This is a genomic window from Streptomyces sp. NPDC055239 (assembly GCF_053606205.1).
In genome coordinates, this window is sequence record NZ_JBSGRD010000007.1 from 169,844 (window position 1) to 190,927 (window position 21,084).

Here is a 21,084-nt window from a genome sequence, read left to right on the forward strand (position 1 = left end):
CGCGCCCCCGTCCGTACCGCCCGTCACGGTGTGATCTCCCAGCGATGCTCGGCGACGAAGTCCGCCACGGCTCGGTCCACCGCTGCCTGCTCGGTGCCGGTGGCGCGGACCACGCCGAGGAAGTCGCGGTTGGTGCCGTGCAGTTCGTGCCGTTCGCCGACTTCCCGCAGCGGTCGGTACGTCAGCCGCACTCCGCCCACCGTCACTTCGCACGCGCGCGGGGCGGCCGTCAGCGTTCCCGCGCTCCGCGCGCACGGGTAGTCGAGCCGCGCCCTGCCGTTCGTCCGCGCGCCCAGGTTCGAAGGGAGCGGCTCGCCCAGATGCGTACGGAGGATGTGTTCGAAGAGCGGTATGTCCAGGAGCTGGGCGAGGAGCAGGTCGCACTGGTCGCCGATGGCGCGGTAGTTGACCTCGATGAGCCGCGCTCGCCCCGCCGCCACGACGAACTCCGTGTGGCAGGCGCCGAACCCCACACCGAGCGCGTCCAGTTGGGTCAGGACCTGAGCCGTCACCGCCTCCGGATGCGCGGGGACGAACGTCATCCGCTCCTCGATGAAGTACGGCGGCGGCGACACCTCCGTACGGAAGCCGCCCAGGACGTGCCGGACCCGGCCGTCGCCCAGAGTCTCCACAGTGCGCAGCTCCCCGGCGAGATACTCCTCGACGACCAGCGCGGCGCCCGGCCGCCGTGTCTGAATCTCCGCGCACCGCCGCTCCAGCTCCCCGGGCCCGTCGACCAGCACCACGTCCTCGCTCGCCACGCCCTCCCGCGGTTTGACCACGCACGGGAACGGCACGTCGAGTGCGCGGAGGTCCGTCGGATTCTGCCCCGCCGAGAGTTCCGCCGACCAGACCGCGTCGACGCCGGCGGCCGCGAGATGGCGCCGCATCTGCGCCTTGTCCTTGGTGCGCAAGGCCGTCCGCCAGTCCTTGCCGGGCAGCCCGAAGTATTCGGCGGCCAGTGCGGCCTGAGTCTGCAGATGGTCGCTGTTGGTGAAGACGGCGCCGGGGGAGTGGTGTGCGGAGATCCGGCTGATGACGGCCCGGAAATCGCGTACGTCGCACTCAAGGATCTCCAGGCCCATCTCCAGGCCTCTCAGGGTCTCCTGAGTGGGACCGCGCCGGTGAGCGTCCGGTTGATCGGTGAGAAGGGTGACGTCGAGGCCGAGCCCGCGCGCGGCGGGCAGAAAGCCTTCGGTGACGGAGTCGGTGGGGTTGCGGGCAAGGACGTACAGCCGCATGGGTGAGTCCACTTCAGGGTGCGAGCGGATGAGGATGTGAGGGAGGGGCGCCGATCTCGTCGGCGGTTCGATGTCTGTCGCCGTGGCCACGTCCTCAAGGACGTACTCCGCGGCTTGGACACTGATGCCCGACATCCACGTCTCGTGCGCACAGCGCCAACGCACCGAATCCGGCGACGAGTAGACGGATCCGCCGCGCGGAAAGGCTGTCTGGCGGGACGGCCCTAGCGATCTTGGACACGGAGTGAGAGTTTAGGTTAGGTATGCCTAACGATGTCAATTCGCCGCGGCGGTGGGACCACTCGCCGCGGGGAGGTGCGCGGCGCGCCGTTCCCGATGAGGCAAACTCAAGGAAAATAAGGTAAGCCTTACCTAGTTCGCGGTGGACGGATCCACCGGCGAGCCATCGATGGACCTGCTTTCCGAGGAGTACCAGTGCCGCTGACCGTGGCCCCGGACCTGGCGCCGACCGCCACCGCCCTGAGCCCCACCGCCCTGAGCCCCGCCGACCTGCTCGCCGCGACCTATCAACGGCTCGCCGCGCACTGTGAGACGCTCGCCGTCACGGTGGTGCGACCCGGTTCGATCGCGGGGCAGGGGTGGTTCACCGGTGCCGAACTGACGTTGCATCAAGATGCCCGGGAGGCCTTCGTCGAGGCGGAGGCCACCCGCATCCGCGTCGGTCACGACCACACCCCCCGCCCCGATGTCGCCGCATCGCGCGCCCTGCACGGCTACCTCTGGTCGGTCTCGCTGCTGATGAGCGGCGCCTGGTACCTGGAGCGGCGCGTGCCGCGCGTCCGCCCGCAGGACGTACGCGTCCACGTGGAGACCGGCACCTTCGAGGTCGTCCCCGGCTCCTTCGCCTGCCTCCCGGACGACCCGGCGGCCGGGCTCCCCGGAGTCCGCGTCTTTCCCGACGAGGAGTCGCTCCGCGTCGAACTCCGCGCCGTCGTCGTCGCGCACATGCGGCCGCTGCTCACGGCGATGGGCCCCCAACTGCGCCGCAGGCGAAGGGTGTTGTGGGGGATGGCCGGAGACGATCTCATCTCCGGGATCTGGTACCTGGGGCGCATGCTCGGCCAGGAGGACGAGGCGCTGCGGGCGGTGGACGCCCTGCTCCCAGGACCGGTCGCCCCCTTCCCGGGGGGCGCGGACTTCCGCCACCTGACGACCCGTGACGGCGAGCGGCACCCGACCCGTACCCGTCTCGGCTGCTGCCTGTACTACACGATCCGTGCCGCCGAGGCGTGCGGCACCTGCCCGCGCGTCTGCGACACGGAGCGGCTGCGGAGGCTGGAGGGCGACATCGCCCCGGCTGATGCGCCGTCGGAAATCGGCGGTGGAACCGGTGGAACGGGTGGAACCGTGCAGTGAGACCAGGCAATGAAATCGTGATAGGGAATCTGGCGTAGTCCCTCGCTCACGACAGGATGACGCCCATGTCCCCGTCCACGACCGAGCCGCATACGCCGGCCGAGCCGCCTTCGCCTTTCGTGCCTTTTGAAGTTCCCGTCATCGACATCACGCCGTACGTCGACGGCGGCTCGGCGGCCGAACGTGACCGCGTGGCACGCGAGATGGACGACGCCTGTGCCCGCGTCGGCTTCGTCCAGATCCTCGGCCACGGCATTCCCGACGAGACGGTGGACGGTCTGGCCGCTGCCGTGGACGGGTTCTTCGGACTGCCTCTGGAAGTGAAGAAGAGTTACCGCGTGATGGGGGCGAACCGTGGATACAGCCCTCCCAAGAGTGAATCCCTCAGCCTGAGCCTCGGTGTGGAGTCAGCCGGGCGCATGAACGACTTCTTCGAAGCGTTCAACATCGGTACCGAAGCCCGCTCGTTCCCCGCACTCGATCTGTCCGAGGACGACTACGGGCTCAACGTCTGGCCCGCTCAGGTCGAAGGCTTCCAACCGGCCGTGCTCGGCTACTTCGCCCGGGCCGGTCGCGTGGCACGCACCCTGACCCGGATCTTCGCGGACGCCCTGGGGGAGCCGTCCGGCTTCTTCGAGCCGCTGACCGATCACTCCATCGACGTACTGCGCATGAACAACTACGCGCTGCCGGAAGGTGCCGTCAGCCTCGACGGCGATCCGACGGGGATGGGGGAGCACACCGACTTCGGCCTTGTCACCGTGTTGTGGGCGGACCAGGTCGCCGGGCTGCAGGTGCTCGGTGCAGACAGGGCCTGGCACGACGTCTCTCCCGTCGACGGTGCGCTCCTGGTCAACCTCGGCGACCTCACCGCCCGGCTCACCAACGACCGCTGGATGTCGACCCTGCACCGGGTCAAGCCGCCGATCGTCGACGGCGGCATCGTCCGGCGCCGGTCCGCCGCCTACTTCCACGACGGCAACGTCGACGCGGTCGTCGCCACGCTGCCGAGCCACCTCGATGCCGCCGACGAACTCGCCTACGAACCGATCCTCGTACGCGACCACATCAAGGCGAAGCTTGCGGGGTCCCGGCAGGGCAAGGCGAACGTGGCGGCGGTCCGGGAGGCGGCCCGGGTGCGCGCGGCGGCGGGGCGGGAGCCCGGCGCGGGCGGAGCCGCGGCCGACCCGGGTTCCGTCACACTTGGTTGAGGGAGGTGCGGATCGCCTCCAGAGCCTCGGTGATGTTCGCTTCGGCGGCCGCCTTGTCGAGGCCGAGCCCGGCGAGCGTGCCCGTGCCGCCCTCCGCCTCCAGGAGCGAGAGCAGGATGTGCTCGGTCCCGATGTAGTTGTGGCCGAGCCGGAGCGCCTCGCGGTAGGTGAGCTCCAGGACCTTCTTCGCCCCCGCGTCGTACGGGATGAGGTCGGGAACCTCGCCGACCGCGGGAGGCAGCGCCTCGGTGACGCTCTCGCGGATCGCGTCGAGCGAACTCCCCTGCGCGACGATCGCCTTCGCGGCGAGTGCGTCCGGCTCGGTCAGGAGGGCGAGCGTCAGATGGCCGGGGCCGATCTCGTCATTGCCCGCCGCGCGTGCCTCCTCCTGCGATGCCATGACCACGTTCTTCGCCCGGGTGGTGAACCGGCTGAAGCCCTGTCGCGGATCGAGGTCGGACATCTCGCCGGGGTCCTTGGCCACGAACCGCTTCTGGGCCGCCTGCCTGGTGACCCCCATGCTCTTGCCGATCTCCGTCCACGAGGCGCCCGAGCGGCGCGCCTGGTCCACGAAGTGGCCGATCAGGTGATCGGCGACATCACCGAGGTGATCGGCGGCGATCACGGCGTCGGAGAGCTGGTCGAGCGCTTCGGGGTGGGCCTTCTTGATGGCCTGGATCAGATCGTCGAGACGGATGGGCTGTGTGGGCTGCAGGGGCTGCGTCATGTGTCAACGTTAGGTTGACAGTCGAAAGGGTGTCAACCCTCGGTTGACAGGTGAACTCGCTCTCTACTCCTCCCAGGGTGAGTTCTGGATGACCTCGACGAAGTCGCCGCGGGTGTAGCCGGGGACGAAGTGCTCGAGGACGTCGGCCTTCACGTTTCCGAACGTGGTCTCCGGCTTGGGGGCGATGCCTTCGGTGAACGCCTCCAGGATCCGCCGCTTGAAGTCGGGGCGGGGGTGCAGCGCGGTGATCTCGGCGCGGTCCCCGGCGGTCAGGTCGTCGTATCCGATGCCCAGGACGTCGTACTCCACCCCGGCCGTGACCAGGGCGACCTCCGGCTCCATGAACTCGGGGATGCCCAGGGTCGTGTGCAGGGCGATGGCGGTCCACACCCGGCGCACGCTGTCCTCGGGTACGCCGTGACCGTGCAGGAAGCCGCGGGCCTCCTCGGCGCTGTCCACCTCGAAGCGGCGGCCGCTGTCCCGGAACCGCTCGCCCAGGCCCAGGTCGTGGAACATCGCGCCGATGTAGAGCAACTCGGGGTCGAAGCTCAGCCCGCGCCGGTCGCCCCGCAGGCTGCCGAACCAGAAGACGCGGCGGGAGTGGTGGTAGATCAGCTCGCTGGTCGTGTCCCGGACCAGTTCGGTGGCCGCGGCGGCCAGCTTGGTGTCCGGTACGGACACTCCGGCGGCGGAGGAAGCGTGCACGGTCATGGCGTGACTCCTGGGGGGTGCGGGTCTCTGTCGGCTGCGGCTGCCGGCACCAGCCTGCTCGACGTACGTGTCCGACGGCCATGTCCCTGTGGACAGGTACCCCACACATCTGGACACGCCTTGCCGCTACCGTGGACCCGTGCGCGAACCACTGGACGGACCCCGCCCCCACCACGTCTACGTACTGGCCTTCGACGGCGTGCGGCTTCTCGACGTAGCGGCCCCCCTGGAGGTCTTCGCCACCGCGGCCCGCTACACCGGCGGCGGTTACACCGTGCGGGTCTGCACCCCCGACGGGCAGGACGTCAGGACCTCCACCGGACTGCGGATCGCGGCCGATCTGCCGACGGCCGATGTGGGCGTCGCGGACACGCTCGTCGTTCCCGGCCACGCCGAGTTCGTCACCTTCGCCGAACGGCCCGACCTCGTCGAGCTCGTGGCCCAACTGGCGAGCGGGGCGCGGCGGGTGACCGCCGTGTGCACCGGGGCCTTCGCCCTGGCCGCCGCGGGACTCCTGCGCGGGCGCAGGGCCACCACGCACTGGGAGCACGCGGCGAAGCTGGCCCGGCTCCACCCCGACACCACCGTCACTTCGGACGCCATCTACGTCCAGGACGGGTCCGTGCTCACCTCGGCCGGGGTCACCGCGGGTATCGACGTCTGCCTGGCTCTCGTGGAACAGGACCACGGTCCCGACATCGCGCGGCGGGTCGCCCGGGACCTCGTGGTCTTCCTGCAGCGGCCGGGCGGCCAGTCCCAGTTCTCCGCCGCCTCACGCACCCCGGCGACCAGCCATCCGGTACTGCGCCCGCTCCTCGACGCCATCGCCGCCGACCCGGCGGCCGACCACCGCCTCGCGACCCTGGCCGGGAGGGCCGCCGTGAGCCCCCGGCATCTGACCCGGCTCTTCTCGCGGCAGATCGGCACCACCCCGGCCGCGTATGTGGAGTCCCTCAGGCTCGAGGCGGCCCGCATGCTCCTCGAAAGCGGCGCGAGCGTCACCGACGCGGCGGAGCGCAGCGGTCTGGGCAGTGACGAGACGCTGCGCAGGGCCTTCGCCCGCCATCTGGGGACGACGCCGTCCGCGTACGCCGCACGCTTCCGCACGACGCGGGCTAGTGCCTGAGACGCGCACTCTCCGCCGTCCTGGCCTCGGCCTGCGCCCGCTCCGCCCACCGCACCGCGGGTCCCATCGCGAGGCCCGCGACGAGGAAGATCCCGCCGAGGAGCAGCCAGCCGGGTACGCCCCACACCACGAGGAGCGAGGTGAGCAGGAGCGGCCCGACGGTACGGGCGACGGGGACTCCGGTGCCGAAGAAGCCCTGATACTGGCCCACTTGGTGCGCGGGCGCCAGGTCGAAGCTGATCTGCCAGGAGCCCGCGGACTGCTGCATCTCCGCGATGACCTGGAGCACCGCACCCGCCACCAGGATCGCCACGCTCGCCCACACCGGAAGCCCCGCGGCGGAGAACGCGAACACCACGCACGAGGCGAGCATGACGAGACCGGAGAGCCGCACCGCACGCGTGGCCGTGCGCGGTCCGCTGACGCCACGGGCCATGCGGACCTGGAACGCCATCACCGCGAGGGTGTTGAGGACGAAGAGCGCCGAGACCAGCCAGCTCGGCGCGTCCGTCCGGTCCACCACCCACAGCGGAATCGCGAGGCTCAGCAGCGGCATCCGCAGCAGCAGGATCGCGTTGAGCGCGGTGATGGCGGCGTACGGACGGTCGCGGAGCACAGCCAGGCGCGGCTCACCCTGCTCGCGGGCCACGGACCGCGGCACCACGGGCAGCCGGAGCAGTACGAGCGCGCAGAGCAGGAAGCTGGCCGCGTCCAGCGCGAAGACCGCCAGATACGCCCCGCGCGTGTCGTGCTGCAGGGCAAGGCCACCGAGCGCTGCACCGACGGCGAGACCGGCGTTGAGCGTGGACTGGAGGTGGGCCAGTACGCCGGTACGCGCCGCCGGGGTCACCAGACCCGCGAGCAGCGCCTGCCGCGCCGCGGCGAGCCCGCACTGGGCGACGGCGTACAGGCAGGCCGCGATGAGGAACGGAACGAAGGAGCGGATGAAGAGGAAGGAAGCGACCGACGCGCTGGTGGCCAGGGCGAGAAGGACCGCCGTGCCGCGCGGTCCCTTGCGATCGGCCAGTGCGCCCAGCGGTACGCCCGTCACGGAACCGATGGCCCAGGCGGCCGTGAGCGCGAGCCCGATCTGCGTGGGGGAGAGGCCGACGACCCGGGTGAAGTACAGGGCCGATGTCACGTAGTAGGCGCCGTCGCCGAGCGAGTTGCTCAGCTGGGCGGCGGCGAGCACACGTGGCGCTCCGGTCGGCGGCAGGATCTGAATCGGCACAAGGCTCCCCCGGGCAGGCGGCCGCTGGGCCGTCTCTTCGTTGATGAGGAGAGGCTAGCCAGCCAAATGGTCGGGTCCGTGGACCATTTGTGCATCGGGAGCCTGGGCCAATTCCCGCCCTGCCGCATCAGCCAGGCCGTCGCACCATGAAGACGTCGACCGGGTCTTCGCTCTCGACGCTGAAGCCGTGGCGCTCGTAGAGGCGCCGGGCCGCGCTGCCCTGGAGGACGTTCAGGCGGACGTCGGTGCCCTCGGCGTCGGTCCGGTCGAGCAGTTCGCGCAGCACGGCCGAACCGAGGCCGCGGCCGTGGAGGGCCGGGTCGAGGTAGAAGTGCTCGAGCCAGTGCGCGTCCTCGCCCGGTCGCAGGGCGACGCAGCCCGCGAAGGCGCCATCGGCGACGACGATCGAGGTGTGCCGGGCAGTGAACGCGTCCCGCAGCCTCTGGCGCACCCGAACCTCGTCGAACCGGCCGAGCCGCTCAAGATCCGGGCGCATCACGATCGCACGCAGCTCGACTATGGGTTCGACGTCGGAGGGCTCGGCGGCCCGCAGCACCCATCCCGGGACAGGTGCCGCCGGTGCTGCCGTCTCCGGCGACTGCTTCGCATGCGTAGTCATGGCCGAAGTATCCCCTGGTCACCGCCGGGTGACTGCTGCGGCCCTCAGCGTGTGACCTGCCAGCTGAGCGAGCCGGTCAGGAGCTTCCGCGATTGCGGGTCGCGGACCGCTTCGGTCGGGTCGGTGGCGCGTGCCGTGACGGTGTGCGATCGGCCGTCGGCGGGCACCCCGAGCGTGCCGGGGGTCACGCTGCTCTCGCCCCGCGCCTGCCGTGCCTCGCGGCCGTCGACGTACCAGCGCACCCGTGCGTGGGAGGACGCCTCGACGCGCATCCGCTCGGTGCCGCGCACCTGCCGGTCGGTGGGTGTGGCACCGGTGAGGACGGGCGCGTGCTTGTGGAAGCCCGCGATCATCGCCTCACGCCCGGGCAGATTGAACTCGCGGCCCAGCGTGCGCATGATCGAGTCCTCGGTGGGGCGGTTGACGCCGTGCCCGTGGTAGCCGCCGCCCTCGTAGGCTCCGACCTTGCCGCCGTCGGGTGATTCCTGGCCGAGCCAGCTGTGCCACTTCGTCTTCTGCGCGGCCATCTCGTCGGCGCTGAGCTTGCTGAGGTTGGACTCGCCGGGTTCGGGGCCGGTGTAGCTGCTGTCGTCGTACCAGTACTCGTCGGCGAGCTTGCCGAGCGAGTGGCCCGTCTCGTGGACGGCGACCTGATCGGAGTCGGGGTGGTCGGAGGAGGCGGTGCCTATGCCGTCGTACCCGGAAGGCGAGGTGATGGCGTTGTAGCCGGCGCCGCCGTACTTGGTGGAGTTGCTGAGCACGATGACGAGGTCGGGGTCGGCGGCCTTGCTCGCGTACGCCTCGACCTTGTTGGTGTCGACGCACAGCAGCCGCTCGGTGCCGTCACAGAAGAACGCCGAGTCCAGGGCCGTGTTCTTGTGGACGTCGCTCGTCGGATCGCCCGAGACGCCGGACTGCTGCGAGTGGGCGTCGACGGCCCAGACGTTGAAGAGGTCCTCGTACTCGGCGTACGGCTCGACTGCCGCCATCTCCTTCCACTTGGTGCGCACGTCGGTGTGGAAGTCCTCCTGCTGGGCCGCGGTGTATCCGTCGCCGATGAAGACGACGTCGACCTTGGTGTCGCTCGGTCCGGCCTCCACGATCGGCAGGACGTCGCCGTCGTCCTTGATCGTGGCCTGCTGCTTCCTGTCGAGCGGGGCGGAGGCGGGGACCTGGGTGTGGCGGGGGTGGCTGCCGGGGCCGTCGAAATACTCGACCTCGACGTGGTCGGCGGAATCGGTGCCGCCTGACCGAGCGGTTGGGGAGCCGCTGTCCTTGCCCTGGTCCGCGGCGACCGGCGCGGTGGCGGCGAGCGCCGCCGCCAGGGCGACACCTATGGCCACGGTGAGGCGCTTGCGGGATACGTGGGGTATGTGGGACGCGCGTCTACGCATGGGAGATCTCCCGGGGATCCGCACGGACTCGGCGGTGGGCAAGTCCGCGACATAAGTGGGGGGTTAAGGGAGCTTAAGGCGCGGTTCAATGTAGGGGGTGTCGGGAAGGCAGGCAATGCCTGGGGCGCAAGGTGGCTGTGGGAATGGTGAGTTCGGGCCACATTCCCCTAAGTCGACTGTCTCCAGGCCTGGATGGACTTGGCTCACATCGGGAGAGGACGACGAAGAGATGACGGAGAGCGGACTTGGGGGACCTGGGGGACCAGGAGGGCCTGGCGGCGCGCGGCTCGACGAGCCCGCCGAGATCGGGCGCCGCGTCCTGCGTCTTCGTACGGAACTCGGCCTGACGCAGCGACAGTTGGCCGAACCCGCGTACACGCCCGCGTACGTCTCCACGCTGGAGTCGGGCAAGGTGAGGCCCTCCGAAGCCGCCATCCGGCACTTGGCCGAGCGTCTGGGAGTCACTCCCGAGGAGCTCTCGACGGGACGCCCCGCCCGCCTCGCCGCCGAGCTGCGTCTGCGTCTGACCGACGCGCGGCGCGCCCTCGCAATCGGGATTCCCGAGGATGCTGCCGCCCTCTTCCGTGCCGTGTGCGCCGAGGCCGTCGAGCACGCACTGCCCGAGGAGCGGGCCGCCGCACTCCTCGGTCTCGGCGAGTGCCTCCTCGAATCCGGCGATCTCGACGACGCGCACGAGTGCTTCGCCTCCGTGGAGCGGCTGCTCGCCGATGAGCCGCTGCCCCGCCGCGTCCCCGCGATCCGCGGCCGCGCCAACGCCCACCGGCTCACGGGTGAACTCCGTTACGCCTGCCATCTGTTGGAGACTGCCCTCGACCAGCTCAACGCCTCCGGCCTGCACGACCCCGACGCGCTGCTCCTCCTCTATTCGGCGTCCATCGCCCCGTACATGGACATGGGCGCACACGAGCGCGCCGCACACGCCGCCGAACTGGCCCTCGCGCTCTCCCCGCGTGTGGATGACCCGGCGCTGCTCGCCGGGATGCATCGCGGGGTGGCCCGTACGCTCATCGCCCAGGGCCGTATCGCCGAGGCCGACGCATCCCTTGCCAGAGCCCAGGATCTCTACCAGCAGCTGCACATCCGCACCGAGCTCGCCCACTGCCACTGGATGCGCGGCTATGTGCACGCCCAGGACGGCGACCTGGAACGCGCCGAGAACGAGCTGCGCACCGCACACGACATGCTCACCGCCAAGCGGGCCGCGCTCTTCGCCGACCAGGTCGAGGTGGAACTCGCGGACGTGTTGCGCCGACGCGGCAAGGTCCGGGAGGCCGAGGCGCTGCTGAGGCCGCTGCTGACAGGAGACGCGGATTCCGCGGATTCCGCAGCAACCACAGAAGCCGCAGAGACCAGGCAGACCCCGGCTCTCAGGGCCGGACGCGGCGCGGTGCACGTGGGCGCCGCGCACCGGCTGCTCGGCCTCATCGCGGAGGAGTGCGGTGACACGGATGCTGCCGAGGAGCACTACCGCGCCGGACTGCCGCTGCTCGAACGCGCGGGCGCGGCCGGGGACGTGGCCGGGCTGTGCTGCCTCCTCGGAGATCTGCTCCGGCGCACGGGCCGGACGGAGGCCGCCCTGGACGTCTACCGCACCGGCCTCGCCCACCGGACAACGCCGGGCACGACGACGCTGGGGCCCGCGCCAGCGCCACCGCCGATGTGAAGGTGCGGAAGTCAAGGTGCGGAAGTCCTAATTCCGTTCTACTGGGCGATTGTCCGGCTTTTGTCACGGTGCTGTGCGCTCAGGCAACTGATGTCCCCTCATGTCCCTCCGCCTGCTAAAAATACGGGCGGCACAGGGACGAAGACGGACCTGTGCGCACGCATCGCACCGTTCTGAAAGTTGGGCCCGCGAGGGCCACAGGGGGAAAGGCAACAGCCTGATGAACCACGCACGTACGACCGCTGCGGTACTGGCCACGGCAGGAGCTCTCACCGCCGCCCAGCTCGGCCTGGCCGGATCCGCGTCCGCCGCCGACGCACCGAAGGCGCCCAAGGCGTCGGCTGCCTCGGCGCAGAGCTCCGGCTGCCCGATCGACATCGTCTACACGTCCCGGTTCTACATCGGCCCGGGTGGCTGGGTGAAGGGCGACGGCCTGTACTTCGGCCTCAAGAACAAGAGCACCAAGAGCTTCAAGAAGGTCACCTTCACCGTCAGCAACGTGAAGAACGTCCGCTTCGGCACGGCGAAGGCGAAGGGCGGCAAGGTCTCGCACAAGACCTCGAAGACCGTCTCCGTCTACGACAAGAGCCTGAAGGGCAAGGCCAGCCTCGGGGTCAGGGTCAAGACGCGCCTGCTGAACACCAGGTCCTACAAGGTCAAGTTCCAGGTCCACGGCAACGGCTGGAACTGCGCCGTCAACCAGGGCACGTGGGGCGCCTGACCGTCGCACAGCTCACGCCTCCGGGGTCCGGATCCGTCCGGGCCCCGGAGGCACGCTTGATCGTGAAGCGAACCTGATCGCTAGTAGCATCCGCTCCACAGGCTGATCGAGTCTGAGTCTGAGGCGACAACCTGAGGCGACAAGAGCTCTGGAGCGGCACGTGGACGAGGTAGCGCAGGCGCGGCTCGGCGCCGGGAAGTACCTGCTGGTCACCAGCTACCGCAAGAACGGCACCCCGGTGCCGACGCCCGTCTGGGTCGTCGAGGACGGCGCCGCGCTGGGCGTCTGGACGGTCACGGACTCCTGGAAGGTCAAGCGGATCCGCAACCGCGCCGACGTCCTGATCGGCCCCTGCGACCTGCGGGGCAACCCGACCGGCGAGCAGATCCCCGCCACCGCCGAGATCTGCGACCCCGAGGTGACGGCGCGCTACCGCACCCTCCTCGCGCGCAAGTACGGCCTGGTCGGCCGCCTCACCCTGCTCGGCAGCAAGCTCCGGCGCGGCGCGAGCGGGACGGTGGGCATCCGCATCACGCCGACCGGGTGACGCCTCTGCGGCACGTCGGCACGTCGGCACGTCGTCATCTCGGCACGTCGGCACGTGGTCATGTCATGCTCGGCTCCGCGGCCAGCTCGTTCCGGAAGGCGATGGCCCCGTCCCGTGCCTGCCGCAGACCGATGCGTGCGAAGTCCTTTTCGAGCTCGGCGAGCTCGGCCAGGGTCTCGCTCCGGTCGCGGCCCAGCCGCGCACGTGACTTGACCAGGCCGAGCCGGGACAGGGCCACGCCACGCGGCTCCCGCATGGTGCTGAACTCCTCGAGGGCGATGGCGTACATCTCGCGGGCCGCGTCGTAACTTCCGTCCCGGTAAAGGACGTTGCCGCGCATCTTGTGGTTGTAGGCGAGCGCGCCCGCCAGACCCATGGTCCGGCAGATGACCTCCGCCTCCGAGAGCAGGGTGAGCGCCCGATCCGCCTCGCCCCGCAGTGAGAGGACGTCGGCGACCCCGCGCAGCGACCAGGCGCGCCCCCGCGCGTCCTGCGCGTCGGCCGCGATCCGGACACACTCCTCGAACAGCTCGAGGGCCTCGGCGTAGTCGCCGGTGTTCCGCCGCATCTGGGCGATGCCGGACATCGCCCACACCATGTGCCGTGCCTCGCCGTGTTTACGGCCCTGTTCGAGCAGCTGCTCGTGCAGGGCGGCCACCGCCGCGTAGTCCCCCTGGATGCGTCCGGTCTCGGCGAGCCCGGCGAGCGCGTAGCCGTGCGCGAGGCGTTCCCCGCTGTCGGCGGCCAGCTCGACTCCCCAGGTCAGAAGCCGCCGGGCGAGCCGCAGCTGCCCGCACTGGCGGGCGAGCGTACCGCCGCTCCACAGGGCCCAGGCCATGGCGCCCGCTTCCCCCGCGACGCGCGCGCTGCGGTAGCTCTGACGCCAGGCGTCGCCCGCGTCGTCCACCTGGCCGAGCCGCCGGTTGGCCTCGGCCAGGGCCAGTGCGGCACGCGACCTCTCCAGCGCGGTGTCCGCCTCGGAGAGGGCGCGGCCCGCCTGCGCAAGGACCTCCTCGTAGGAGGAGTTCACCCCGAGTGCCGAACCCAACTCGCCTTGATATTCAGGCGCGAATGCCTTGCCGTGCATAGATCCATGACCCCTCGATCAACTCCGTACGTCGGTCTCCGTACGTTGATCAAGAAGCTACGAGCGAGGCGGGGTCCGGCGAATCCCTCCGCGTATGGGTCATGCCGTACGACTTCAGGGCTACGGACGGGGCCATGGTCATCATCGGGACGTACGGGGAGGGCGGGGGACCGGCGTCGGTCAGCTGCTCTCCTCAACGGCAGCGGATCCGGCGGAGCCCGCCGTCGCCGTCTGCAACGCCGTGATGCACGCGGCGATCGACTGCTGCAGCTCCTCGAGGCGCCGCAGCATGTCGTCCTCGTAGATGTCGTCGACCTCGGCGTCGTCGAAGGTCAGCTCCTCGAAGACCTTCGTCGCCTTCTGCAGGCTGTTGTAGAACTTCGCGCGGCGCTCCTGCACCCGCAGTTGCGGGTCGCTCTGGACGGTCTGGGCGACCAGGTCCTTCACGGTGTCGTACGCCTCGCGGGCCCACTCGCCGGAGTCCTCGCCCTCGTCGAGCTCGTCGATGAGGGACAGGTGCCGCTCGGCCTCCTCCTTGAGCTCGGCGGGCGCGTCGATCAGCTGGCCCGCAGGCGTCTTGACCTGCCCCTTGTCGACGATCTGGCGTACGTAGTCGACGCGGTCGCCCGCCTTCGACTCGGCGGCGACCGCCTTCTTGAGGTCGTCCGTCCGGACGATGTCGCGGACGAGCTCGCTGCGCAGCGCCGGGTCGTCGTCGATCCTGTCCATGAGCGCGCGCCGCGCCGCCTCGGCGGTCCCGGGGTCGGCGAGGATCGCGGCCCGCAGAGCGGTGGGGTTCTCGGCGACCTCAAGGGCCTTGGTGGGGCGGATGCCCTCGGCCTCGGCGGCCTCCGTGATCGCGGTGCCGCGGGGGGAGTGGGCGCTGGAGCGGGAGGCGTAGTAGATCAACCAGGCGTCGGAGTCCGGAAGTTCGATGTCCTCGCCGGGCGTGAGCGCCTCGAAGTGGGGTACGAGGCCATCGTCAGCGGCCTTGTCCCAGGCTTTGTAGTAGCGCATGACGCGCTCGGCGGAGCAGTTGGCGAGATCGCTGAACTCCTTCGCCGAGACCTTCGGCGTCTCGTCGGCACCCATGCCGCCGGGGCGCACACTGCGCGCCACCTTCAGGGCGAAGGTCCAGCCGCCGGTCCGCGCGTAGGCGCCGAAATCGCGGGCGTCCCGGGCCACCGCCTCGGGTACGTCGGCCGACGGGACGGCCGTGGCGTCGACCACCGAGGTGTCGTCCGAGGTCTCGTCGGACGAGTCGGCGGCTTCAGACGGCGCGATGGCAAGAGTCACGAAGGTTCTCCTGGATGGTGATGACAAGTATCTGAGGGCTGACTCGCCACCTTATCTCTCCTATTGCGCTGGTATGAGAGCGAGTTGCGCGGGGGCGAGCAGGTGTCCCACGTTACGGAGGCGAAAACTCCGGCGATCATGAGCGCGATGTGGGGTCTACACACTCTGACCACATCTCCTACCCGAGGATGACCCTGCGTGCGCGGCACTACAGCGCCCGTGGGCGCAGAGTCGGACTCTGAGTCTGACTTCCGGGGCGTTCAAGCCCTGGACTATTAAGAGGAAACCTGCTGACCGCCCTGACGTGCGCTGATCGTGCCGCGGGGGGTGTCACCCTGCCTGCCAAACTCGACGGGAGCCCCTTTCGCCGTGGCTACGTTCCTCTACAAACTGGGCCGCCTCGCCTTCCGGCGACGCCGCTATGTAGCACTGATGTGGGTGGTGCTGCTCGCCGGCGTCGGCTTCTCCGCGTCCGCGGCACCCGCACCGCCCGAAGACTCCTTCTCCATGCCGGGGACGGAGTCCCAGAAGGCCTTCGACCTCCTCGACGAGAAGTTCCCCGCGGCCAGCGCCGAGGGCGCCACGGCCCGTGTCGTCATCCGCGCCCCCGAGGGCGAGAAGCTGACCGAGGCAGGCCCCAAGGCCGACGTCGAGAAGCTGGTCAAGACCCTGGGCGCCGGTCCTCAGGTCTCGGAGGTCGCCGACCCCTTCAAGGCCAACGCCGTCAGCAAGGACGGCACCACCGCGTACGCCTCCGTCACGTACAAGGTGGCCGCCACCGAGCTGACCGACAAGACGCGTGACGCGCTGACCGCGGCCACCGACGACAGCCGCAAGGGCGGCTTCACCGTCGAGACCGGCGGCGACGCCGTCATGGCCGAGCAGGAGATGGGCGGCTCCGCCGAACTCATCGGCATCGCGGTCTCCGCGGTCGTCCTGATCATCACCTTCGGTTCGATGGTCGCCGCGGGCATGCCGCTCCTCACCGCCATCATCGGCGTGGGCATCGGCGTATCGGGCATCGCGGCCCTCGGCAGCGTCCTCGACCTCTCCGGTACTACCTCGACGCTCGCGATGATGATCGGCCTCGCGGTCGGCATCGACTACGCCCTCTTCATCGTCTCCCGCTACCGAGCGGAGATCGCGGACGGCAGGGAGCCGGAGGAGGCGGCGGGCCGCGCCACCGGCACCGCGGGATCCGCCGTGGTGTTCGCCGGACTCACCGTCATCGTGGCGCTCTCCGGCCTCGCGATCGTCAACATCCCGATCCTCACCAAGATGGGCCTGGCCGCGGCCGGCACGGTCGCGATAGCCGTGCTCATCGCGCTCACCATGATCCCCGCGCTGCTCGGCTTCGCGGGCAAGAAGGTGCTGCGCCGCAAGGACCGCAAGAAGCCCGTGAGCGAGCTGCGGGACGAGAACGCCAAGCCGAAGCTGGGCACGCGCTGGGCACGCTTCGTGCTGCGCCGCCCGATCCCGGTGCTCCTGCTCGCGGTGGTGGGCCTCGGTGTGGTCGCCGTACCGGCCACCAGTCTGGAGCTCGGCCTGCCCGACGAGGGCACGTCGGCGCCGGACACCACGCAGCGCAAGGCGTACGACATGCTGTCCGAGTCCTTCGGCGCAGGCTTCAACGGCCCGCTGATGGTCACCGTCGACACGGGCAAGGACAAGGGCGCGGCCGCCGCGGCCGGTACCGTCGGCAAGGAGATCGCCAAGATCGACGGCGTCGCCGCCGTCACGCCGGCGAACGGCAACAAGTCCGACAACACCGCGATCTTCAACGTCGTACCGAAGACCGGCCCCAGCGACCACAAGACCGAGGAAGTCGTCAAGACGATCCGCTCGACGGTCGACGGCCTCGGGGACAAGACGGGCTCCGAGGTCCTGGTCACCGGCGCGACCGCCATGACCATCGACTTCTCGCAGACCCTGGACGACGCGCTCCTGCCCTACCTAGGACTCGTCGTCGGCCTGGCGTTCCTGCTCCTGATGCTGGTCTTCCGCTCGGTCCTCGTACCGCTCAAGGCGGCGCTCGGCTTCCTCCTTTCGGTGGCCGCCGCGCTCGGCGCCGTCGTCGCGGTCTTCCAGTGGGGCTGGCTCGCCGACATCGTCGGCGTGGACCAACCGGGCCCGATCATGAGCATGATGCCGATCTTCATGATCGGCGTGGTCTTCGGTCTCGCCATGGACTACGAGGTCTTCCTCGTGACGCGCATGCGTGAGGCGTACGTCCACGGTGCGCGTCCCGGCGAGGCCGTCGTCACCGGCTTCACGCACGGCGGACGGGTCGTGGCCGCCGCGGCGGTCATCATGATCAGCGTCTTCTCCGGCTTCATCATGGAGAACGACGACATGATCAAGATGATGGGCTTCGGCCTGGCCATCGCGGTGCTCTTCGACGCCTTCGTCGTCCGTATGGCGATCGTCCCCGCCGTGCTCGCACTGCTCGGCCAGAAGGCGTGGTGGCTGCCGAAGTGGCTTGACCGCGCGCTGCCGAACGTCGACGTGGAGGGCGAGAAGCTGCACAAGCAGCTCGGCGACTTCCCGACGGCACGCCAGGAAGACCCGGACCAGGACCGGGAACTCGAGTCCGTACGCGGCTGAGTCCCTGACGCTCCACGAGCAGTGACCCCGTCCGCCCGGTGACCGATCACGGTCACCGGGCGGACGCCTGTTCGGTGCTGCTTGCCGGCGGCCGGCTCAGCGGTCCGCGTAGACCATCCAGACCTGGCCGGGCGCGAAGGGCATCCGCCGGCCGTTGGAGAGCGTGAAGGACGTGCCGCCCGTGGCGCGCGACCGCTTCCAATGGGTCTTGTACGCCTTGCCGCCCCGCAGGACGGTCGCGCTGCCGCTGCCGACCGTCTTGATGTACGGGGTCGCCGCGCCGTTGACGTCCTTGTAGCGCGACGGGGGCATGCTCACGTGCTGGATCACAATGGTCTTCGCGCCGAGCTGCGACCCCGAGGTGCTGCGGGCCGGCGCCCCGTCGAAGAACGCGAGCCAGCGGCGCTGCTGAGGCGACCAGCGGAAGGTGTGGCTCGCCGACGCGTAGCGGACGGTCCGCGTCGTGGCCGGGGTACCGCCCCTCGGCGCCCGGCCGAAGCGGAAGCCGATGTCGGTGGGGTGGTCGGCCCGCGGCGCCGAGCGCAGCACGGACTTGGGCCGGACGAAGAGGTTGTGCGGGGCGGGGCGGCTGTTGCTGCGGAAGTAGGCACCCGGGACGCGGCCGTGCGAGCGGGCGTACAGCGGTGAATGCGTCAGCATCTTGTTCAGCGAACTGCGCACCCCCGAGTAGGCGAGCGCGGGGCGGCCGAACTGCCTCAGGAGCTCGACGTCGGACTCACGGGCGCTGCGCACCGGGCCCACGTAGCGCGGCAGCCGGCTCGAGTACACCCCCATGAGCCTGCTCATGCCGCCCTCGACCTTCTCCACGTACACGATGTCGGCCTGGGCGAGACCCGTGTGCGGGCGGGCCCCGCGCGCGTTGTCGAACTTGACCGCGAGTACCGGGCCCTGATGGGCGCTCAGGCCGGTGAAGGGCGACCGGCCGCGCTGCGGGGCGCTGTCGTCCGCCGGTGCGCTTCCCTGCGCGGCACCCATGGTGAGCGCGCCCACGGCGACCGTGGCGAGGAGTCTTGTGCCGATGCGGGTGCGGCGCCGAGCCCCGGACCTAGCTGTCATCGCGGTTCTCCGTTCGTCCCCGAACGCGCGGTTCCGGGACCAGTCGTTCCTGGCAGTGGCAGCCGCAGTCCTTCCTCCGGGACGCCCGGGGTGAACCCGGTTAGGGCCATCCAGCCGCCAGGACTCACCGCAGCGGCGTACGCGCCGGACCCTCCCGCGGGTCCGGCGCGGTCAGCCTTCGTGCCGTCAGGCGGTGTGCAGGGTGAGGCCGTAGCGGTTCAGGATCTCGTTGATCGGCTGGTACCAGGTCTCACCGCCGCTGCTGCAGTTGCCCCAGCCGCCGGAGGTGACGCCCTGGGCCTGGTCACCGCTGATGAACGAGCCGCCGGAGTCGCCCCCTTCGGCGCACACGCTGGTCTTGGTCATCTGGTGGACGGCGCCCTGGCTGTAGTTCACGGTCTCGTTCTTGGCGAGCACGTTGCCGCAGTGCCAGTGCGTGGTGGAACCGGAGCGGCAGATCGAGGCCCCGATCGGTGCCTCCGCCGAACCGCGGACGAGCTGGTCGGAGACGGTGCCCCAGCCGAGCACCACCGGGACGGTCCACCAGCCGTTGCCCACGCTGACGTACGCGTAGTCGTTGTCGGGGAACGAAGAGCCCTGGAAGTTGCCGATGTTCGAATTGTCCCAGCCGCGCACAGCGGCTCCCGTCTGCCCGCAGTGGCCCGCGGTGACGAACCCTCCGTGCACCGAGAAGCCGATGGAACAGCGGACGTTGCCGGTGTAGTACGGGTCGCCGCCCACGGTCCCCGCGGCGAACGTGCCCGGCGCCTTGGCTACCGTCTCGACCTGCACGGGGCCCGCCTTGCGGGCGCGGTCGACGAACCTTTGGACATCGTTGTCGTCCTTCTGGGCTGCGACGACGTTCACCACGATCTTGTTGCTTCGCGGTGCCACGTGCCAGCTGCTGACGCCCTTGGGTGCGGACAGGGCGTCGATGCGTGCTTTCGCCGCGTCGAGCGCCTTCGCGCTGTGGCGGACCACGCGGACGGTGGCGCCGGTCGCGCGCAGAGCGTCGGTCCTGCCCGCGCTGGTGGTGGCGACGGTCAGCTTTTCGGTGTCCGCGTCGTACCAGGATCCGGCGTACGTCGATCCTGCGACCCGCTGTGCCGCGCGGTCGACGCGTGTCGCGCTCTTCTCGGAGGCGAGGCGTTCGCGCGCCTGGCTCGCGGTGAGCCCGAAGTCGTTCTGCAGAGCGGTGAGCATGCCCGCGGAGGCCGGGGGAGCGGCGGGTGCGGGCGCGGCGCCGGCGGTGGAGGTGAGGGAGGCGCTTGCCCAGGTGCCGACCAGGAGCAAGGAGGAGACGGCGATGCGGGCTCCGGTTCTGCGTCTCATGGCAGTGCCCTTTCTGTCGTTCCATCGGGGTGGGGAGGAACAGGGGGATGAGAGCGCTCTCACGATGAGTTCAGGCGGAGCATAAGAGTGGCCTGGCGGTCATGTCCATACCAACTAAGCGCCATCGGGAGGCAATTGGTTCCGGAGTGTCATCCTCCGGTCTCGCTGGTCGTGCCCGAATCGGCCGCTGCCTGCCTTCGGCTCGACCAGTACACCGGCAGCACCGAGCGATTGGTTCCGGGCACGTGAGAGCAAGCCGCCGCCCGTCGGCCATCACATGCACACGCCGACCACCGCGGCCGTGCATCTCGCAGTCAGCGCCCGGTCGTCGTTGATCGGGTGCGGTCGTACGTCAGTTTGACGTTGCCATCGCTGTTGACGCGCCGTAGCTGGTCTTCGCCCAGCAGGGTCAGCGTCGAGGGAGCGCCGGGCTTGCACGCCGAGGACGGTTTCGCTGAGGTCACCGTCGAACTGCTCAGCCGGATGGCGCCGGACGTGACGGATTTCAGTGGCGCTTCAAACACGCAGCGGTATCCGTCCCCGTCGCTTGTCGGTCCGACCGCCGTCAGGGTCACGACTGTGTCGCCCACGTCGCCCTGCTGAATCACCATCCACCGGGAGTTGGGGCCGAGTTCATTATCGATCGTGTTCTCCCAGGTACCGAGGTACTTCTTCGGTATCGCGCCTGTCGGCGGTGCTGTGGTCGTCGGCGTCGCCGCGCCCGTCGGTGTCGGCTTATCCGATGGGGGCTCCACTTTCACAGAGGTGGCGTCGTGGTAGACGTAGGCACCAAGAGCAATGGCCATAACGGCGGCCGCCGCGGTCAGAACGAGTCCACGGCGCGGCGGCTGTTTTCCGGTCAGGACGCGTCCACGGCGCGGCCGTTCCCCGAATCGGTTGCCCTCGGGCACGCCGAGGGCAACCGGGTCGAGGGTCACTAACGGAAGTGGTTTTGGCTGTGAGCTGCCGCCCGCACGCCCCGCTTCCGTGTCCGGTGCCGATACCTCGGCTTTCGCTGCCGCGGGTAGGGGGTATGTGCGGACGCCGATGACCGCGGCGGCGGCCCTGCGTGCCAACGGGCGGTCCTGCACAGGGGGCA

At 70.0% G+C, this 21,084-nt stretch carries 18 protein-coding genes; 7 read left to right on the plus strand and 11 right to left on the minus strand.

What is annotated here, in order from left to right; all coding sequences use genetic code 11:
• Positions 1-23: 23 nt before the first annotated feature.
• Complete coding sequence (locus ACWFRJ_RS23290) at positions 24-1,241, minus strand: ATP-grasp domain-containing protein (RefSeq protein WP_453534623.1); 1,218 nt, start codon at positions 1,239-1,241, stop codon at positions 24-26.
• 441 nt (positions 1,242-1,682) lie between these two features.
• Here ACWFRJ_RS23290 and ACWFRJ_RS23295 point away from each other — a divergent pair, with 441 nt between their 5' ends.
• Positions 1,683-2,618, plus strand: coding sequence for a (2Fe-2S)-binding protein (locus tag ACWFRJ_RS23295; RefSeq protein ID WP_453534626.1), 936 nt, complete (start codon positions 1,683-1,685; stop codon positions 2,616-2,618).
• Positions 2,619-2,683: 65 nt separating this feature from the next.
• Entirely contained in the window at positions 2,684-3,829 is a 1,146-nt protein-coding gene (locus ACWFRJ_RS23300) for an isopenicillin N synthase family dioxygenase (RefSeq protein WP_453534012.1), read from the plus strand.
• Here ACWFRJ_RS23300 and ACWFRJ_RS23305 read toward each other — a convergent pair.
• Together ACWFRJ_RS23305 and ACWFRJ_RS23310 are read right to left on the minus strand one after the other, a co-directional pair.
• Positions 3,816-4,556 (minus strand): Clp protease N-terminal domain-containing protein, encoded by a 741-nt coding sequence (locus tag ACWFRJ_RS23305; protein ID WP_453534015.1) that lies wholly within the window; start codon positions 4,554-4,556, stop codon positions 3,816-3,818. The two genes, ACWFRJ_RS23300 and ACWFRJ_RS23305, sit on opposite strands and share 14 nt — an antisense overlap.
• A gap of 63 nt (positions 4,557-4,619) precedes the next feature.
• A complete protein-coding gene (locus ACWFRJ_RS23310; protein WP_453534018.1) occupies positions 4,620-5,267 on the minus strand; it encodes an HD domain-containing protein in 648 nt (215 codons plus the stop codon).
• Positions 5,268-5,406: 139 nt separating this feature from the next.
• On the opposite strand from ACWFRJ_RS23310, the gene ACWFRJ_RS23315 reads away from it, so the two are divergent.
• Positions 5,407-6,393: a GlxA family transcriptional regulator gene (locus ACWFRJ_RS23315; RefSeq protein WP_453534021.1), complete on the plus strand. Its 987-nt coding sequence runs from the start codon at positions 5,407-5,409 to the stop codon at positions 6,391-6,393.
• On the opposite strand, the gene ACWFRJ_RS23320 is transcribed toward ACWFRJ_RS23315, so the two are convergent.
• From ACWFRJ_RS23320 to ACWFRJ_RS23330, 3 genes are all read right to left on the minus strand, one after another.
• Complete coding sequence (locus tag ACWFRJ_RS23320; protein WP_453534024.1) at positions 6,383-7,624, minus strand: MFS transporter; 1,242 nt, start codon at positions 7,622-7,624, stop codon at positions 6,383-6,385. The two genes, ACWFRJ_RS23315 and ACWFRJ_RS23320, sit on opposite strands and share 11 nt — an antisense overlap.
• Before the next feature lie 127 nt (positions 7,625-7,751).
• Positions 7,752-8,243, minus strand: coding sequence for a GNAT family N-acetyltransferase (locus ACWFRJ_RS23325; RefSeq protein ID WP_453534027.1), 492 nt, complete (start codon positions 8,241-8,243; stop codon positions 7,752-7,754).
• Positions 8,244-8,287: 44 nt separating this feature from the next.
• On the minus strand, positions 8,288-9,637 hold the full coding sequence (locus ACWFRJ_RS23330) for a M64 family metallopeptidase (RefSeq protein WP_453534030.1): 1,350 nt from the start codon (positions 9,635-9,637) through the stop codon (positions 8,288-8,290).
• 229 nt (positions 9,638-9,866) lie between these two features.
• Here ACWFRJ_RS23330 and ACWFRJ_RS23335 point away from each other — a divergent pair, with 229 nt between their 5' ends.
• The 3 genes from ACWFRJ_RS23335 to ACWFRJ_RS23345 all read left to right on the plus strand — a co-directional run bounded on the left by ACWFRJ_RS23335 (position 9,867) and on the right by ACWFRJ_RS23345 (position 12,589).
• A complete protein-coding gene (locus tag ACWFRJ_RS23335) occupies positions 9,867-11,321 on the plus strand; it encodes a helix-turn-helix domain-containing protein (protein WP_453534033.1) in 1,455 nt (484 codons plus the stop codon).
• A 220-nt stretch (positions 11,322-11,541) separates the two neighbouring features.
• Positions 11,542-12,042 (plus strand): hypothetical protein, encoded by a 501-nt coding sequence (locus ACWFRJ_RS23340; protein ID WP_453534036.1) that lies wholly within the window; start codon positions 11,542-11,544, stop codon positions 12,040-12,042.
• A gap of 160 nt (positions 12,043-12,202) precedes the next feature.
• Positions 12,203-12,589 (plus strand): PPOX class F420-dependent oxidoreductase, encoded by a 387-nt coding sequence (locus ACWFRJ_RS23345; RefSeq protein ID WP_453534039.1) that lies wholly within the window; start codon positions 12,203-12,205, stop codon positions 12,587-12,589.
• Positions 12,590-12,647: 58 nt separating this feature from the next.
• Here ACWFRJ_RS23345 and ACWFRJ_RS23350 read toward each other — a convergent pair whose 3' ends face one another.
• Together ACWFRJ_RS23350 and ACWFRJ_RS23355 are read right to left on the minus strand one after the other, a co-directional pair.
• Positions 12,648-13,637 carry a tetratricopeptide repeat protein gene (locus ACWFRJ_RS23350; RefSeq protein ID WP_453534042.1) on the minus strand — a complete coding sequence of 330 codons (990 nt, stop codon included), beginning with the start codon at positions 13,635-13,637 and terminating at the stop codon, positions 12,648-12,650.
• A gap of 219 nt (positions 13,638-13,856) precedes the next feature.
• On the minus strand, positions 13,857-14,972 hold the full coding sequence (locus ACWFRJ_RS23355; RefSeq protein ID WP_453534045.1) for a hypothetical protein: 1,116 nt from the start codon (positions 14,970-14,972) through the stop codon (positions 13,857-13,859).
• Between the two features lie 369 nt (positions 14,973-15,341).
• On the opposite strand from ACWFRJ_RS23355, the gene ACWFRJ_RS23360 reads away from it, so the two are divergent.
• Positions 15,342-17,576, plus strand: a complete 2,235-nt coding sequence (locus ACWFRJ_RS23360) for an MMPL family transporter (protein ID WP_453534048.1) — start codon at positions 15,342-15,344, stop codon at positions 17,574-17,576.
• Between the two features lie 96 nt (positions 17,577-17,672).
• Here the strand turns inward: ACWFRJ_RS23360 and ACWFRJ_RS23365 are convergent, their stop codons facing one another.
• The 3 genes from ACWFRJ_RS23365 to ACWFRJ_RS23375 all read right to left on the minus strand — a co-directional run bounded on the left by ACWFRJ_RS23365 (position 17,673) and on the right by ACWFRJ_RS23375 (position 20,923).
• Positions 17,673-18,653: a DUF3048 domain-containing protein gene (locus tag ACWFRJ_RS23365; protein WP_453534051.1), complete on the minus strand. Its 981-nt coding sequence runs from the start codon at positions 18,651-18,653 to the stop codon at positions 17,673-17,675.
• 186 nt (positions 18,654-18,839) lie between these two features.
• Positions 18,840-19,985, minus strand: coding sequence for a S1 family peptidase (locus ACWFRJ_RS23370; protein ID WP_453534054.1), 1,146 nt, complete (start codon positions 19,983-19,985; stop codon positions 18,840-18,842).
• A 314-nt stretch (positions 19,986-20,299) separates the two neighbouring features.
• Positions 20,300-20,923, minus strand: coding sequence for a hypothetical protein (locus tag ACWFRJ_RS23375; RefSeq protein ID WP_453534057.1), 624 nt, complete (start codon positions 20,921-20,923; stop codon positions 20,300-20,302).
• Positions 20,924-21,084: the final 161 nt, after the last annotated feature.

Excerpts from the sequence above, each read along its gene's own strand:
- ACWFRJ_RS23305 (WP_453534015.1), bottom strand. The coding sequence starts at position 4,556 with ATGACGCAGCCCCTGCAGCCCACACAGCCCATCCGTCTCGACGATCTG.
- ACWFRJ_RS23335 (WP_453534033.1), top strand. The coding sequence starts at position 9,867 with ATGACGGAGAGCGGACTTGGGGGACCTGGGGGACCAGGAGGGCCTGGC.
- ACWFRJ_RS23365 (WP_453534051.1), bottom strand. The coding sequence starts at position 18,653 with ATGACAGCTAGGTCCGGGGCTCGGCGCCGCACCCGCATCGGCACAAGA.
- ACWFRJ_RS23370 (WP_453534054.1), bottom strand. The coding sequence starts at position 19,985 with ATGAGACGCAGAACCGGAGCCCGCATCGCCGTCTCCTCCTTGCTCCTG.
- ACWFRJ_RS23330 (WP_453534030.1), bottom strand. The coding sequence starts at position 9,637 with ATGCGTAGACGCGCGTCCCACATACCCCACGTATCCCGCAAGCGCCTC.
- ACWFRJ_RS23290 (WP_453534623.1), bottom strand. The coding sequence starts at position 1,241 with ATGCGGCTGTACGTCCTTGCCCGCAACCCCACCGACTCCGTCACCGAA.
- ACWFRJ_RS23340 (WP_453534036.1), top strand. The coding sequence starts at position 11,542 with ATGAACCACGCACGTACGACCGCTGCGGTACTGGCCACGGCAGGAGCT.
- ACWFRJ_RS23310 (WP_453534018.1), bottom strand. The coding sequence starts at position 5,267 with ATGACCGTGCACGCTTCCTCCGCCGCCGGAGTGTCCGTACCGGACACC.
- ACWFRJ_RS23325 (WP_453534027.1), bottom strand. The coding sequence starts at position 8,243 with ATGACTACGCATGCGAAGCAGTCGCCGGAGACGGCAGCACCGGCGGCA.
- ACWFRJ_RS23300 (WP_453534012.1), top strand. The coding sequence starts at position 2,684 with ATGTCCCCGTCCACGACCGAGCCGCATACGCCGGCCGAGCCGCCTTCG.